15 protein-coding genes and 1 pseudogene are annotated in these 16,235 nt (G+C 37.4%); 4 read left to right on the forward strand and 12 right to left on the reverse strand.

Features of this window, described 5'->3' with window-relative positions; translation table 11 throughout:
- Positions 1-19: 19 nt before the first annotated feature.
- Positions 20-889: a cation diffusion facilitator family transporter gene (locus ABYD77_RS02065; protein WP_372766523.1), complete on the forward strand. Its 870-nt coding sequence runs from the start codon at positions 20-22 to the stop codon at positions 887-889.
- Here the strand turns inward: ABYD77_RS02065 and ABYD77_RS02070 are convergent.
- Genes ABYD77_RS02070 through ABYD77_RS02080 form a run of 3 tightly spaced genes read right to left on the reverse strand, consistent with a single transcriptional unit; the run spans position 867 to position 3,839 of the window.
- Positions 867-1,787 carry an alpha/beta fold hydrolase gene (locus ABYD77_RS02070; RefSeq protein WP_372766525.1) on the reverse strand — a complete coding sequence of 307 codons (921 nt, stop codon included), beginning with the start codon at positions 1,785-1,787 and terminating at the stop codon, positions 867-869. The two genes, ABYD77_RS02065 and ABYD77_RS02070, sit on opposite strands and share 23 nt — an antisense overlap.
- Positions 1,771-3,156, reverse strand: a complete 1,386-nt coding sequence (locus ABYD77_RS02075; protein ID WP_372766527.1) for an ATP-binding protein — start codon at positions 3,154-3,156, stop codon at positions 1,771-1,773. The genes ABYD77_RS02070 and ABYD77_RS02075 overlap by 17 nt, the downstream gene beginning before the upstream one ends.
- A complete protein-coding gene (locus ABYD77_RS02080; RefSeq protein WP_372766529.1) occupies positions 3,156-3,839 on the reverse strand; it encodes a response regulator in 684 nt (227 codons plus the stop codon). Before ABYD77_RS02080 ends, ABYD77_RS02075 begins: the two co-directional genes overlap by 1 nt.
- A gap of 156 nt (positions 3,840-3,995) precedes the next feature.
- Between ABYD77_RS02080 and ABYD77_RS02085 the strand changes: the two genes are divergently transcribed.
- The gene (locus tag ABYD77_RS02085) at positions 3,996-4,451 is read left to right on the forward strand and encodes a Spy/CpxP family protein refolding chaperone (protein ID WP_372766530.1); all 456 of its coding nucleotides are present in this window, start codon (positions 3,996-3,998) and stop codon (positions 4,449-4,451) included.
- 51 nt (positions 4,452-4,502) lie between these two features.
- On the opposite strand, the gene yacG is transcribed toward ABYD77_RS02085, so the two are convergent.
- The 9 genes and pseudogenes from yacG to nadC form a co-directional block, all read right to left on the reverse strand.
- Entirely contained in the window at positions 4,503-4,736 is a 234-nt protein-coding gene (gene yacG, locus ABYD77_RS02090) for a DNA gyrase inhibitor YacG (RefSeq protein ID WP_372766532.1), read from the reverse strand.
- 108 nt (positions 4,737-4,844) lie between these two features.
- Positions 4,845-6,527: a type IV-A pilus assembly ATPase PilB gene (pilB, locus tag ABYD77_RS02095; RefSeq protein ID WP_372766534.1), complete on the reverse strand. Its 1,683-nt coding sequence runs from the start codon at positions 6,525-6,527 to the stop codon at positions 4,845-4,847.
- 106 nt (positions 6,528-6,633) lie between these two features.
- A complete protein-coding gene (gene coaE / locus ABYD77_RS02100; protein WP_372766536.1) occupies positions 6,634-7,227 on the reverse strand; it encodes a dephospho-CoA kinase in 594 nt (197 codons plus the stop codon).
- Position 7,228: 1 nt separating this feature from the next.
- On the reverse strand, positions 7,229-8,113 hold the full coding sequence (locus ABYD77_RS02105) for an A24 family peptidase (RefSeq protein WP_372766538.1): 885 nt from the start codon (positions 8,111-8,113) through the stop codon (positions 7,229-7,231).
- A gap of 6 nt (positions 8,114-8,119) precedes the next feature.
- Positions 8,120-9,355 carry a type II secretion system F family protein gene (locus tag ABYD77_RS02110; protein WP_372766540.1) on the reverse strand — a complete coding sequence of 412 codons (1,236 nt, stop codon included), beginning with the start codon at positions 9,353-9,355 and terminating at the stop codon, positions 8,120-8,122.
- Positions 9,356-9,428: 73 nt separating this feature from the next.
- Positions 9,429-11,111 (reverse strand): type IV-A pilus assembly ATPase PilB, encoded by a 1,683-nt coding sequence (gene pilB / locus ABYD77_RS02115; protein ID WP_372766542.1) that lies wholly within the window; start codon positions 11,109-11,111, stop codon positions 9,429-9,431.
- Between the two features lie 12 nt (positions 11,112-11,123).
- Entirely contained in the window at positions 11,124-12,782 is a 1,659-nt protein-coding gene (locus ABYD77_RS02120) for a Wzy polymerase domain-containing protein (protein WP_372766544.1), read from the reverse strand.
- 331 nt (positions 12,783-13,113) lie between these two features.
- Positions 13,114-13,221 (reverse strand): annotated as a pseudogene (locus ABYD77_RS02125) (prepilin-type N-terminal cleavage/methylation domain-containing protein); the annotation flags it as partial.
- 395 nt (positions 13,222-13,616) lie between these two features.
- Positions 13,617-14,471, reverse strand: a complete 855-nt coding sequence (gene nadC, locus ABYD77_RS02130; protein ID WP_372766546.1) for a carboxylating nicotinate-nucleotide diphosphorylase — start codon at positions 14,469-14,471, stop codon at positions 13,617-13,619.
- A gap of 204 nt (positions 14,472-14,675) precedes the next feature.
- Between nadC and ampD the strand changes: the two genes are divergently transcribed.
- Both ampD and ampE read left to right on the forward strand, forming a co-directional pair.
- Complete coding sequence (gene ampD, locus ABYD77_RS02135) at positions 14,676-15,218, forward strand: 1,6-anhydro-N-acetylmuramyl-L-alanine amidase AmpD (protein WP_372766548.1); 543 nt, start codon at positions 14,676-14,678, stop codon at positions 15,216-15,218.
- Positions 15,219-15,233: 15 nt separating this feature from the next.
- A complete protein-coding gene (gene ampE / locus ABYD77_RS02140) occupies positions 15,234-16,082 on the forward strand; it encodes a beta-lactamase regulator AmpE (RefSeq protein WP_372766550.1) in 849 nt (282 codons plus the stop codon).
- The last annotated feature ends 153 nt before the right edge of the window (positions 16,083-16,235 follow it).

Here is a 16,235-nt window from a genome sequence, read left to right on the forward strand (position 1 = left end):
AGGGGCAGCAAAATTTATAATGAAAAAAAAAGATTACGCATATTGGGTTAAGCTTTCTAGTAGCCTAACGTTAGTGTTAGTAAGCACCATGGTTGCTGCAAAATTTTGGGCGTGGCTTAGTACTGGATCTACGACAATGCTTGGTTCTTTGACGGATTCTTTACTCGATATTACTGCATCGGCAATTAATTTTTGGGTACTTAGAATTGCCTTAGTGCCGGCTGATGATGACCATCGTTTCGGTCATGGCAAAGCTGAATCTTTAGTGGGATTAGGGCAAGCTGCGTTTATTGCGGGCAGTGCGTGTTTACTTGCGTTTTATGGTGCGGAGCGGTTGTTAAACCCTGTTGTCAGCGCATCAGTAATGACTGGGGTAGCAGTCAGTGTTTATGCACTTTTTTGTACTTTATTAATAATCACTATTCAACATTGGGCGTTAAGACAAACTAAATCAGTTGCGATTAAAGCAGATTCGCTACATTACAAAGGTGATTTACTGTTAAATCTAAGTGTCATTGTAGCGCTTTTACTAGCTAACATTGGCTGGGTCTACAGTGATGGTATTTTTACCCTGCTAATTTCAGGTTACCTTTTTTATAATGCCTATGATGTTGCACGAGAGGCGACAGATTACCTGATGGATAAAGAGCTAGATGACGAAGTTAAAACTGAGATTGAACAAGCCATATTAGCGCATGCAGAAGTATTGGGTTTTCATGATCTGAGAACACGCCAAAGTGGCCCAACCAAGTTTATTCAGATGCATTTAGAGCTAGATAGCAACTTAACCTTAGCGCATGCTCATCGTATATCGGAAGAAGTGGAAGCCGCTATTCATAAAATAATTGAAGGCGAAGTTGATGTGCTTATTCACAAAGATCCGTCTTAAAAAAATCATAAATATCATTTAAGGCAAGGCTGCGAATAGGGTCTTGCTCAAATAAAATTTCATGCAGGCTGTCTTGATATATTTTTTTAGAGATTAGTTTGTTTTTATTGATCACTTTATCTTGGGCGCTATTTTTTACAATTGTGTCGTTCTCTGCTTGCAGCAATAAAATAGGTAAAGGGGCAGGGGTATTTCTGATTTTATCTATGGCTCCAAAAGCTTGTTTTAGCCAGCCTACAGTTACTCCGCCTAATTGTAAGCCAGGGTTTTCCTTGTACAATTTTCTAAATGTTGCGTAACGGGATTCACTTTGCATTAATTGATTATTAAAAAAAGGTTTTTCTTGGTAGCCCGATTGGCCAAAAAAGTAATGATGACGAAACCCACAAAGACTCAATATAGTGACCAATAATTTCACAAGTGTATATGGTATTCCTTTGGTTGGAATACCAAACATCGGGGCGCTGAGTACTGCTTTTTGGAAAGGATGAGGGTGACTAGCCAAGTAAAGGTAACTCACCGCTGCGCCCATAGAGTGCGCCAGTAGATAATGCAAACCTCGCCAGTGTGACTTTACAACTTGATTTACAAAAAGCGCTAAGCCTTCAATATAATCACTAAATTGATGAATGTATCCTTTCTCTGCTATTGGTAATAGGCGGCTTGAAAGGCCTTGACCTAGATGGTCAAACATAAATACAGCAAATCCTTGGCTGTATAAATCATAAGCTACCTCTTGGTACTTTAAGTAGCTTTCACAGCGACCATTAACGATAGTAACAGCAGCTTTTGCGTTTTTTGGAATAATGAATGCGTAACTAAGTTGGTTACCATGAAAGCTTAATTTTGCGTGAGTTACATTTTGCCAAAACTGATCGATATTATTTTGTTTCATCATTAAGTGTAATTATTACTTTTAATCCAGAATCGGGTTGATTTTCTAATGAGATAGTACCTTGATGTAACTCAATGGCCTGCTTAGCTATTGCCAAGCCAAGTCCTGCTCCGCCACTTTGTCTTTCTCGTGATTGCGAAACTCGGTAAAACGGTTCCAGTAAATAGGGTAAATCCGTGTCATTGACGCCTTCACCATCGTCACAGATAGTAATAATTACTGTATTATCTGTATCACAAATCGTGCAATCAATAGTTGCTTTTGCATATTTAATTGCATTTCTTAGTATATTTTCAAAGGCACTGGCAATTAATGCTGCGTCTAATGATAACTGTTTTTGGCTTTCACCGTAAATTTTGAGTGTTTTTTGTTGTTGCTCAGACTCAAACTCTGCATCTTTGAGTACTTGATGTAAAATAGACTGTAAAGGCTGTTGTTCTTTTTCAATATATTGATTATTCGCTTCTAATCGCGACAGCTTTAATACATCAGAGATCATTTTATCTAGATTGTTTGCTTCTTTTTCAATGCGGGTTAAATAACTTTCTTGTTCTCTTGATTGCTTTAATTGAGCAAGTCCTGCCGCCATTTGAAGTCGTGTCAGTGGCGAGCGTAATTCATGAGAGATGTCTGCCATTAGGCGTTTTTGGCTAGTAACTACAGACTCAAGTCGTTGTGCCATTTTATTAAAATCTTTTGCTAATGATGTCAGTTCATCTCCAGACTTGCTAGTGATAGCGACACGGGTATCAAGTTTCCCCTTAGCCAACTGTGAGGTCGCCTGCTTTAAGGCATTTATTGGTTTTATTAACACTCGACTAAAGAACAAACTGAGCAAAAGAGTTGCGCCAATCACCACGAGCATTTTAAGCCATAGTGGCATTAACATGATACGAATGCCTAATGGTGGTGAGCGCCAAGGCTCGATATCGTACATCAAGTACTCTTGGTTGTTATAACTTACCTTAATAGGTCCGAGAGCACGATACTGTGAGGTTGTTATGATTTGTGGCGCAAGTTGCTGGGTGAATGCCAATAAGCTGACATCAGGTTGTTCTTTGGCTTGTTGATTAAAAAAAGCAAGATTGCTGTCAGGCAAGGTAAAATAAAGTAAGCGGTGACGTGCTATTCGTGGGTGAGATGCTAATTGTTCCAATGTTTTGTCTGGCTTTTTTAGTTGAGCTTTTTCTAAGCCACTTGCTAGGCGTTTTAGGTTTAATAACCTAGGCCCATGAAGTGTATGGCTATCAACGCTAGTTTCAGTTACCTGACTTAGCAAAAATAGTACTGAAAAAGTACATAAAATAGTTAGCCAAAACCAACCGAAGATTTTGAAAAATAGATAATTCCTTGGGTTGAATAGTTTTAGCATTAGCTACTCCCAAGTAAAATATAGCCAGCACCGCGGACTGTTTTGATTTTTTCTTGTTCAATGTGCTCTGCAATTTTTTTTCGAATATTACTTACATGCATATCAATTGAGCGGTCAAAAGGGGCTAATTTTCTACCAAGTACTTGTTCGCTGATAGTTTCTTTACTGACTATTTCCCCTTGGTTGTTGAGTAATAAAAACAAGATTTCAAATTCAGTACCTGTTAATTCAATCTTATTCTCAGCAGCGAAAGCTTCTCGTGTATGCGGAGTGAGGCGGATGCCGTTTTCTTCTAACGAGTTATTGGCTTGAAGTTGCTGGATATTTTCAATTCGTCGTGTAATAGCTTTTACACGCGCCAATAGTTCTCTGTGGTTAAACGGTTTAGCAAGATAATCGTCAGCGCCGAGCTCAAGACCAAAAATTCGGTCAAAATCTTCTCCCTTAGCTGTTAGCATAATCACTGGAGTTAATTTGGTTTGGCGCAGCTGTTTTAGCACTTCAAAGCCATCAATGCCAGGTAGCATCACGTCTAATAATATCACGTCATAATCGTGTGTTTGTGCGTGTGATAAGCCTGTGTCACCACGATGAAAAGCGGTGATTGAAAATCCGTGCGATGAAAGGTATTCAGTTAATAACTCAACAAGCTCAATATCATCATCTATTAAGAGTACTTTCATGTTAATACCTAATTCTGTACAGCTAATAAGTGTATTTTAAGTGTATTTTTACACGGCAAAAAGCAATTTACATAACCTTTACATTGCTTTGCGTTGCTTTTCATTAGGCTTGCTAAAGTAACCATAACATCAAATGAGACCTAACTGGAGAATGTTATGAACTTAAAACTTTTATTATCAGCCGCGGTAATTTCAATTGCAGCGTTTGCAAGTACAGTCCTAGAAGCGAAACCTCATAAAGCAGGTTTGAACATTTACCGAATGTTGCTATCTGAGCGAGCAGTTGAGCGCTTAGATTTGACAGTCACTCAACAAGAGAAAATTAAAACGATTGCTGAATCAGAAAAAGCAGCAATAGAGGTGTTTAAGAAAGCGCATCCAAATAAGCGTGACGAGATTAAAGCGCTTGTTCATGCTGAAACTTTTGATGAAAGCGCTTTTCGTCAAGTTTTTGCCAAGGGCCATAGCGAAAGAGTGGAAATGGCAGTACTAAAAGCAAAAAATAAAAACGCGGTTTGGAATACACTTACCTCAGAGCAGCAAGATAAGTTTGAAAAAATGATGAAAAAGCGCAAAGCCAAAATGGCAAAAAAGCACAAGGAAAAAGACTGATATTTGAGAAAGTGCAAATCTAATGGTTTGCACTTTTCGTAACAGAATAGTTTATTCTTTGAAAAAAACTTCTGGATTGGCTGCAAGCATAGCTTCAATATCTTCAATGGTATCTGGAGTAAATGCTTGCTCAGGGGTAAGTGGTGTTGAAATAGTATGATTTTCTTCAGACCATTCACCTAAATCAATCAGTTGACAGCGCTTTGAACAAAATGGGCGAAACTCAGATGAAGCTTGCCATAAAACTTTTTTCTTACATGTTGGGCAGTTTACAGATGTTGGCACTACAGTTATCCAATATTAAACATTAAAAGAATGTTAGAGAATAAACTCACTAGAGTAAAGTTTAGTTAAAAGAGCTTTGTTATTAATACGCAATATCTAATCAAAATATTAATAACTGGTAACCCGATTAATTTCAGCAAGGCTAGTAACCCCTTTCGCGGCTTTTTCTAAACCAGAAATTCTCAGACTATTAAAACCACTTTCAAGCGATGCTTTGGCGATATCGAGAGAGTTCCCTCCAGACATTATAATTTGAGAAATTTCCGGTGTAATTTTCATTACTTCATAAACACCCACTCGCCCTTTATAACCTTCAGTGCAATGCTCACAGCCAATCGCTTTATAGAGCGTAATTGATGCAATTTGCTGTTCAGAGAATCCTTGTGATTTGAGTTCTTCAAGGGGCAACACTTCTAACTCTTTACAATTGTTACAAAGACGTCGCGCTAAGCGCTGTGCAATAATTAGACTAATTGAACTTGCAACATTATATGCTGGCACACCCATATTAAGAAGTCGTGTAAGTGTTTCTGGTGCTGAGTTGGTGTGTAGGGTGCTTAACACTAAGTGACCTGTTTGGGCGGCTTTAATTGCTATTTCTGCTGTTTCTAAATCACGGATCTCACCTACCATCACGATATCTGGGTCTTGGCGTAAAAAAGCACGCAATGCATTGGCAAAGGTCATATCTGCTTTCGTGTTGATTTGTACTTGATTAATACCAACTAGGTTTATTTCGACAGGGTCTTCTGCAGTTGAGATATTTACTTCGGGTTTATTAAGAATATTGAGGCCAGTGTAAAGTGAGACTGTTTTACCTGAACCAGTAGGACCTGTAACTAAAATCATGCCCTGAGGCTGTGATAAAGCATCAAGATACATGGCTTTTTGCTCCGGCTCGTAGCCAAGAACATCAATACCAAGCATAGCGCTGCTCGAATCCAAAATACGCATAACTATTTTTTCACCCCATAAGGTGGGTAAAGTAGATACACGGAAATCAATACTTTTTTTGGCTGTTATTTTAAGCTTTATGCGCCCATCTTGCGGCTTACGCTTCTCTGCAATATCGAGGCGAGACATCACCTTTACACGCGCAGAAATTCGAGAAGCCAGCATTTGAGGGGGCGTTGCTACTTCATGTAAAATTCCATCGATACGAAAGCGAATACGGTATGTTTTTTCGTAGGGTTCGAAGTGTAAATCAGAAGCTCCTTTACGAATAGCATCCATTAATATTTTGTTGATATAGACAATTATGGGTGCATCGTCTTTATCGATGGATGAATCTTCCGATAAGTTAGCTTCGGTATCGGAGACTTCTAAGTCACCAAATTGCTCGAACTCTTCATCAGAAAGCTCTAAGTCATCAGTTTTACTAAAAATTGAGTCAATAAACTGTTCTAGAGAGGTGTAATCAACAACAACAGCTTCTGTTTGAAGTCCTGTGTTGAATTCAAAATCTTCAAACGCATCAAAATCGGTTGGGTCTGAAGTTGCTAAAAAGAGTGTTCTACCTCGCTTTGAGAGCGGGATTAAATGATGTTTTTTTACCAGTTCTTCACTGATGTTATCTAGTGGTACATTGCTGGCGTCTACTTTGGATAAATCCAGGCACGGTAAGTTAAACCATAACGCACAATGCTTAGCTAACTCTTTAGATGAAAGATTACTGTTATTAAGAATAAACTCGCTGGTATGTATGTTTGTAGTCGATGCTACAGATACTTTTTCACTAGGAATGAAGCCGAGTGCTACACACTTTCTAATAAGCGGTGAGTTCACATTCATAACTTGCCCTCAATTTATCATATACTTAAGTGTTGTAGAGAAAATAAAGATTGCAAGTTTTCGTTTGTAAGATGTTTATAAAGCGAGGTTATAATTAGGAAGCAAACTAAGTTGCTAGAAGTGACTTATGAATAGCTAATATTTGACTTTGTGTATTATCAAGAGAGCCTGAATTATCAATGATAATGTCTGCCTTTTTGAGTTTATCAGCTCGTGGCATTTGAGACTCGATTATCTTTATAATTTGCTCTTTAGTTACATCATCTCTAGATGCTGCGCGTTCAACTTGCTGTTCTGTTGGAATATCCACTACGATGGTTTTAATACAGAGTTGGTCTAAGGCGTTTTCTAACAGCAGTGGGGCATCTAAAATAACATATGGCCCTTTTGCTTCATTTAATTGTTTTATAATTTCTTGCCGTATAATGGGATGCAGCAAATTATTTAGCCATGATTTATCCGACTCATTTTTAAAAATAATTTGGCGTAGTTTTGCACGATTGAGTTTTCCATTATCAAGTAATATTTGTTTACCATACCTCTTAGTAATTTCAATGAGGGCAAGGCTATTCGGTGCAACAATATCACGTGCAATAAGATCAGCATCAACAATTGTAATACCCAAATTTTTGAAGATGCGTGAAACAGTAGACTTACCAGTGGCGATGCCTCCAGTAAGCCCTAAAATAGGAACTGCCATATTAACCAGAAAGTAAATTTAAATATGCCGATTGAATTGATTCGCCCCATATCAGTGATATCCACCCAGCAATCGCAATATAAGGGCCAAATGGAATAGGGGTAGCTTTATCTTTACCTTGAATTGAAAGCAGCGTGATGCCAATGATTGCACCAACTAAACTCGACATTAGCACTATCATAGGTAAGGCTTTCCAACCAAGTAAAGCTCCAAATACAGCCATAAGCTTAAAATCGCCATAGCCCATGCCTTCCTTGCCAGTCAGCAGTTTAAACACCCAATATACAGACCAAAATACTAAATAACCTATAGTTGCCCCAATAATAGCCTGAGCCGGTTCAATGGTTATTCCTATTACTGATGCAAGCAAAACCAACCAAAGCAGCGGTAAAGTAATTTGGTCGGGTAATAGCATATGATCAATATCAATGAATATAAGCGCTATTAATGCGTAAGTAAGAACTAAATACAAAGCGGCTTGCTCAGTCACGCCGTAATAATACGCAATTACAAGGCCTGCAACCCCCGTTAAAAGCTCAATACTAGGGTAACGAACCGAAATTTTGTTACCACAGCAGGCTGCCTTACCACGTAAAAATAACCAACCAATTACAGGCAAGTTAAACCAAGGTTTTATTTGTGTATTACAGTTGGGGCAAGTAGAGCTTGGTATTATTAAATTAAAAGTCTTTGTACTTGTTTCATATGGAGTTTTTAAGTTATCAGCAAGTAGTAAACTGCATTCAGTTTTCCATTCGTTTTCCATCATTTTAGGTAAGCGATAGATAACCACATTTAAGAAGCTTCCTATGCAAACACTGACCAAAAACACAGTTAAATAATAAAACCATGGTGTTGTTATAAAAGTTTCTATAATACTACTCATTAGAATTTAGCCACCAACAATCTTACCTAACTGGAAGATAGGCAAGTACATAGCAACAATTAAACCACCCACTAGCACACCTAAAACAGCCATAATAAGTGGCTCTAAAAGACTTGATAAGCCATCAACGGCATCGTCAACTTCTGTTTCATAAATACTTGCGACTTTACCTAGCATTTCATCAAGTGAGCCAGATTCTTCGCCGATTGCAACCATTTGAATAACCATATCAGGGAATACGCCTGAATTTTTCATGGCAAAATTCATTTGGTTACCTGAGCTTACCTCATTTTTAATCTCTAAAATAGCGTCTCGATACACGGCGTTGCCAGATGCTCCAGCGGCTGAATCTAGTGCATCAACTAAAGGTACACCCGCCGCAAAGGTCGTCGATAAAGTTCGTGCATAACGAGCTACAGCTGCTTTGTTAAGAATAGCTCCTACTACAGGAAGTTTTAGTACGGTTTTATCAGTGTTATCTCTAACTTTTTTGCTTGATTGATGAGCACGTTTAAAAAGTATAAAGCAAAGGCCTATTATCCCAAAAACAATCCACCAATAAGCTTGCATAAACTCCGAAATACCAATTACAAACTGGGTAAATGCCGGTAATTCAGCACCAAAGCCGGCAAACACCTGTTCAAATTGAGGCACAACGAAAATTAAAAGAATTACGGTTACTATAAATGCAATGGTCAATACAGCTATAGGATAAAACATGGCTTTCTTTATTTTAGACTTCAGAGCTTCAGCTTTTTCTTTATAAAGAGCTACTCGATCAAAAATTCTGTCTAATGCACCAGATTGTTCACCCGATTCAACTAAGTCACAATATAAATCATCGAAGTACTTGGGATGTGCCCGAATTGCTTGGCTGAGTGGGTCACCAGCTTTAACTTCATCAGCAATTTTGGTAATCAGTTTTTGTAATGATTTGTTTTCTGAACCAGCGGCAATCATATCTAAGGCTTGAATTAGAGAGACACCAGCAAGCAACATTGTCGCAACTTGACGCGTAAACATGGCAATATCTTTAGGGGATATTTTCTTTTCTCCACTTAAACCAAATAATGGCTGCGCCTTTTTCTTTACTTTAGAAGGTATAATTCCTTGTTTTCGCAATTGTGCTTTTACTATAGCAATACTCGGACCATTTAGCTCGCCCTCCATACGCTTCCCACGTGCATTTACGCCGACCCATGCAAATGTTGTTAGGCCTTTGTTATTATCTTTTTTTGCCATACTTTATCCTTAATAACTATAGTAAAACTAGTTGCAAACTTTAGTCTAGCGGTATCTTTAAAGAGGGTCTAGTTTAATAACTAGTTACACGATTAATTTCAGCAATGCTTGTAACACCTGAAGCAGCCTTAACTAAGCCAGATTTTCTAAGGTTATTAATGCCTTCTTGCTCAGCGATTTTTGCTATTTCTAAAGAGTTGCCACCTTGCATAATTACATCTGCAATTTTTGGTGTAATTGGCATTACTTCATATACACCTACTCGCCCTTTGTAACCTTCTGTACATTTATCACAACCAACCGCTTTGTATAGCTGTATTGAGCTGATTTGCTCTAAACTAAAACCTAAATTAATTAGCTCTTGTTCTGGAAGAGTTTCAGGCTCTTTGCAAACAGGACATAAACGCCTTGCAAGACGCTGTGCAATAATTAAACTTACCGAGCTTGCAATATTATAAGACGGTACACCCATATTCATTAAACGGGTAAGGGTTTCTGGCGCTGAATTTGTGTGCAATGTGCTTAAAACTAAGTGACCGGTTTGCGCTGCTTTAATGGAGATTTCTGCTGTCTCTAAATCTCGAATCTCACCCACCATCACTATATCAGGGTCTTGACGCAAAAATGCACGTAGTGCATTTGCAAAAGTCATTTCTGCTTTGGGGTTTATTTGTACTTGATTTATCCCAACGAGGTTTATTTCTACTGGGTCTTCCGCAGTGGAAATATTACGCTCAGGCTTGTTAAGGATATTCAGACCAGTATAAAGTGAAACAGTTTTACCTGAACCTGTTGGGCCTGTTACTAGTATCATGCCTTGAGGCTGTGAAAGAGCGTTTAAATAGAGTTCTTTTTGCTCTGGTTCATAGCCTAAAACATCAATGCCCAGCATGGCACTTGATGAATCAAGAATACGCATAACCACTTTTTCGCCCCATAGCGTAGGTAGGGTTGACACACGAAAATCAATACTTTTCTTTGCTGTAATTTTTAGTTTAATTCGACCATCTTGCGGTTTTCGTTTTTCGGCAAGGTCTAACTGCGACATTACCTTAATGCGTGCTGAGATTCTGGGCTCAAGACCAATTGGTGGATTGGCTACTTCATGTAAAACACCATCAACACGGAAGCGAATACGGTATAAATGTTCATAAGGTTCAAAGTGTAAATCGGAGGCGCCACGTTTAATGGCATCCATTAAAATTTTATTAATATAAACAATAATGGGTGCGTCATCTTCTTTGCTTGTTACATCATTTTCTTGTTCTTGAGAGTCAACATCTGCAGTAACGCCGCTAAGCTCATTTAATTGGTCGTCGCTTAATTCTATCCCATCATTTTTTTCAAATAATGCATCAATGGCTTTATCTAATTCATCATAGGGTACTACTATAACTTCCGTTTGAAGTCCTGTATTAAATTCATAATCTTCAAAGGCATCAAAGTTAGTTGGATCTGCAGAAGCTAAAAAAAGAGTTTTTCCTTTTTTGGCAATCGGTAGTACTTTATGTTTTTTAATTAACTTTTCATTTCGCTCTTTCCCATCAGGTATTAAGGCTATTTCAAAGTTACTTAAATTTAAATAAGGAGCTTGAAAAAACGCTGCGGCCTTTTGAGCTAATTCAGCAGAAGATAGGTTTGAAGCTTCACAAATTCTTTCGATTAAATGTGTATTTTCAGATGTACTTGTCAAAGATGACTTTTTAATAAATCCGAAAGTTTCAAGCTTTCTAATTAATGGAGAGTTTAAATTCATATTCTGATTCATTTAATAATGATTTTTAAGTCTGTTAAAAGCAAATGGGAAGTTGTTTTTAACATAATCAACTTTTCTTTTATCACAGCTTATTTTTTTGCAATTTAAAAGGTAAGTTATTGCTAATGACTCTGCTGGCAAATCATAAAGTTGTTCTAGAATTTTTTGGTTTGTTTCGATAAGCCTTGCAGAGTTACCTTGATTTAAAAATGATTCAATAAGCAAGTCGCTTTGTAAAGTATATTCTCTGGCAGGAAAGCTAAGAAGTATATTTTTCTTAGCATTCATCTTTTCGTCAATCGTATAATTACCAGTATATACCATTGAAGATAAAGCTGAAATCCAAATAAATGGAGTGGTTAAGGTTATTGCTAAGAAGCTAAAAGAAAGAACGGAAGCAGTGTATTTTTTTGAAAATGAGACTTTAGATGAGCTGCTAAAAATGTAAAAAACAAGACAAAAGATCATTGCAATATATGTACTCGAGTAAAATGGCTTTTCGACTTGAGAGTGAAATAAAATAGGAATTAGTATTATCAAAGCCCAAGAGATATTTTTCGGCTTTTTATTCCTTAATAATGCGGCGATTATTACAAGGAAAACTAACGAAATGAATATAAACCCCAGCAACCCTAATTCGATCCACCAAAGCAAAAACTCGTTATGGGGGTGGGCTAAAGCATTATCTATTAGTGGTACTGTTTTATCATTTTGGCTTCTTTCTATAAGTGAATAATGAAAAGATGACTGGAAATTATTTACTCCCCAGCCAAGCAGAGGCTTTTCTTGTATCATCCACAGTGAGTGCTCATACATATGCACTCTTGATGAAACGTTAGTAAACGATTCAGTTGTTTTCTCTGATTGAGCGAATGAAAATGAAATTATGCTAATTAATATACCCGTCATAAGGGGTAAGAATGTACTCTTGAACTTTAAAGTTTGTTTTTTTGCTAATTTAAAAAAAACAAAAGTAATTAACGCAAAAGACAAACCTAAAATAGCTGTTTTCGATGCAGTAATATAAAGAATAAATGGTGAAGCTAATAAGAAAAAATAGCTTGGAATTGTCAAATAGTAAAAACGTTTGCTACATCTAAAAGTATTTAAAATATAAATCGATAATAAAACACCTGTTGTAATTACAGTTGCATAGACATTTACTTGTGGAAATAGTCCAACAACCTTAATGGATTTTCCCGAAGTATATTGGAAAGTTTGTTCAGAGATAAAAAACTGATAGTAACCTATCACTAATTGAAACAATAAAAAATAAAACAACAAAGTCATTAGACTGATACGACTTGGTTTAACCCAGAAAAGTAATTGTATGAAGCAGGCAAAATAAAAAATATAAGTAATTCTTATATGAGTATTTGTGGGCAAAGAAAAATTCGAGCTAGGGTAAAATGAAAAAATAATCACACCGAATATGCAAACAACTAAAAGAGAAACAATACTTTTCTCTAAATAGAATGTTTCGGATGAAGAGAGCCGTTTGAATGAAAAATACCCAAACATTAGGAGTGGCAACATTGCAGCCGAATTGATTGGCTCTGCTAAACCATCAAACCCAAGGGTATAAGTAGGTAAAAAAGGTATTAGAAAAAAGCTAATAGCTAGTAATATAACAAGTGTGTTTGTGGTTTTTTGTGTTGTGGCGTTAGTCATATAGGTCAAATTGTACTAACGTAATCATTTCGTTAGATTTAGAGCCAAAAAATAAGCTTGTATGAAAATACAAGCTTATTTAAAAATTCGCGAGGCGTTGTTATTAAACGCAGCTACCTGAAGCTAGATCACAAGTGTGTGATTTAGTGCCTGGAGCTTTAGATACAATAGTTGAATTACCAGATGCACCAACAGTAATAGCAGGTAAGTTACCATTACAACGAACGCCAGCTTTAGCGGCATAAGTACTACCAGTAGTTGACACGTGAACAATACCTGCGCGAATGTGTGCTGTTGCTTCAGCAGCGCAAGCATTATCTGCAGATGTACGTGTATAGTCGTTGTAAGCTGGAAGTGCCACTGCTGCAAGAATACCGATAATTGCAACAACGATCATTAATTCGATTAAAGTGAAACCCTTTTGGGCTGTTTGCTTCATATTTTTCATAATGTACCTCTAACGAGTGTTTATGGGGCTAAGTTATCAAAGGAGTAATGCAGTAAAGCTGCATTTGCTCATTCCATCATTAGTATAGTTAACTTTCTAAAATGAGAAAGTAAGTATTAGTAACTTTTCCCTAAGCGATTAATACAAAACCATAAAAAATTACTAATATACTCTTAAAGATAATCTAAAGGTACTACTTTATAGATGCTCTAAGAATAAAATTAATTCCTTATTATTAGCCTGTACATCCTGTACTCGCTATTTCTAATGAGATGCTAGCACGAGAATGTGTCCTTGTGTAGCATCTTTTTTTACAATTAGCTTACATGTTTCCAAAATCATACTTAAGCATGGCAAAATGGTATGAAAAAGTTTCAACTCGCTAATTAAACGCCATTATTTTCAAAACGCATTGATAAATCAAGCGCTTTTACATGTTTTGTTAAGGCTCCAGATGAAATAAAGTCTACACCCGCCTGAGAGTAAGTTCGCAGAGTCTCTAATGTCATATTGCCAGACACTTCTAATTTGGCGCGTTTATTGGTAATTGTAACTGCTTTGTTAATCATCTCGACGGTGAAATTATCAAGCATGATGATGTCTGCGCCAGCATCAAGCGCTAGTTTCAGTTCTTCAAGATTTTCTACTTCTACTTCGACTTTTTTATCTGGATGGTTGGTTTTTGCTTGCGAAACTGCATTTTCGATGCCGCCACAAGCGGCAATATGGTTTTCTTTTATAAGGAAAGCATCAAATAAGCCAATACGGTGATTTTCGCCGCCACCACATTTTACCGCATATTTTTGTAATACACGTAAACCAGGAATGGTTTTACGAGTATCCAGTAGTTGAGTGCCAGTACCTGCTAACTCTTTTACATAGTGGGCAGTCGTCGTTGCAGTGCCTGAAAGGGTTTGCACAAAGTTAAGCGCGGTGCGTTCAGCAGTTAAAATAGCGCGTGCATTACCAACAGCGGTAAATAATGTTTGGTTTTCTTCAATGGCATCGCCATCTTCAACAAGTACATTTACTTTAACACTTGGGTCTACTTGCGAAAATACTTCTAAAATAAGTTGTTTACCACAAAATACACCTGCTTCTCGGGTGATTACTTTTGCATTTGCTTGTTGTGTTGCTGGAATAAGCTGTGCGGTGATATCGCCATCAGCAGTTTGGTAGTTTAAGTCTTCGTCGAGTGCAGATTTAACAAGTTGAGAAATTAATTGTTGAGAGAGAGCCATAGTGAAATTAAAGATAATGAACGTTGAAATAATTTTATCGTGTTGATTATAAGTTGGCTATGATTTTATTGGATTTCAGATTTCAGATTTCAGATTTCAGATTTCAGATTTCAGATTTCAGATTTCAGATTTCAGAATTCAGAATTCAGAATTCTTTCGGCAAGTGTTAATCTTAAATCTAATTTCTGTAGGCTTCTTCTTAACATGAAAATAGAACAACACGTATTGCAAGGCATTTGCTTTTTGCCTTCTCCTCATTTTAATGAACGCCCTGATGAGCAAAACATTTCTTTAATTGTTATTCACAATATATCCTTACCTGCAGGGCAGTTTGGTTTACCTTATATCTCAGAGTTATTTTTAGGCTGCTTGGACTGTAAAGCTGATGCAAGTTTTAAAGATCTTCAAGGTCTTGAAGTATCAGCACATTGTTTAATTCGTCGCGATGGTGAAATTATTCAATATGTGCCATTTAATAAGCGCGCGTGGCATGCCGGTGTGTCGGAATATAAAGGCAGGCAAGGGTGTAATGATTTTAGTATTGGTATTGAGCTTGAAGGAAGCGATCATGTTCCTTTCACAAATGAGCAGTATGCTAGCTTAGAACAACTAGTCAAAACGCTTATAAAACATTATCCTACGTTGAGTAAGCATAAAATAACTGGGCATAGTGATATTGCGCCAGGGCGTAAAACAGATCCTGGTCCTTATTTTGACTGGCAGCGCTTTCGCGCTTCATTCAATTAGATTGTAGAGCAAATAATGATTTTAATTTCAATAATTTTGGCACTTATTATAGAGCGACTTGCTGCGAAAGAAGATGCATGGCAATTGAGCACCTATATGAAGCATTACATTAGCGTGAGTGAATCAAATAGCTTATTTAAAGGTATTTATAAAAGGCGCGCTGATTTTTTCGTTTGGTTGCTTCTTCCTGTTTTATTACTTTTTGCTGTAAGCGAAACCTTTGATTTTGTGCTTCTTGAACTAGCAGTTAATGTGGTTGTGCTTTTAGTGTGCTTTGGTTGTGCTTACTTACGTGCCAAATATAAAGGCTATTTAAATGCGTTACAAAGGCAAGACACAGAAGCAGCCACCTTATACGCTATGCAATTGGGCCAAAAACGTACTGAGCAACAAGGCGGTGAAACTTTAGGGCAAACAATTGCGTGGATAAATTTCCGTTATTATGGCGCCGTGATTTTTTGGTTTGTGGTATTCGGTGTGTGTGGTGCGCTTGCTTATTCACTAATTCGAAGCTTTGCTGATATTACACGTAATGAATCTGATTCTGCTTTTAAAGCTCACAAAAAAATCCTACATAAAACACTTTACTGGTTAGATTGGATGCCTGCACGCATCGTAAGTTTTGGTTACTTGATTATCGGTAACTTTACACAAGGTACATCCACCTACCTTAAATACGTATTTAATTTTTCGATGCCCAATAGACGTGTGATTGGAGATATTGCACTTGCAGCAGAACGCATAGAGCAAGAATTTATTGGTTGTAGTTTTGAAGCGAAATGCATGGTGCGCCTTGTTAAACGAAATATGCTATTGATGCTAGCAGCGATTGCAGTTCTAACTTTGCTGGGAACGATTGGCTAAAAAAGATTTGAGATGTCAGAGTTTAGGTTTCAGAATTGCCTGCTGAACCCTGAACCCTGAACCCTGAACCCTGAACCCTGAACCCTGAACCCTGAACCCTGAACCCTGAACCCTGAACCCTGAACCCTGAACCCTGAACCCTGAACCCTGAAC

This window comes from Pseudoalteromonas sp. (assembly GCF_041629635.1).
Lineage (GTDB): Bacteria > Pseudomonadota > Gammaproteobacteria > Enterobacterales > Alteromonadaceae > Pseudoalteromonas.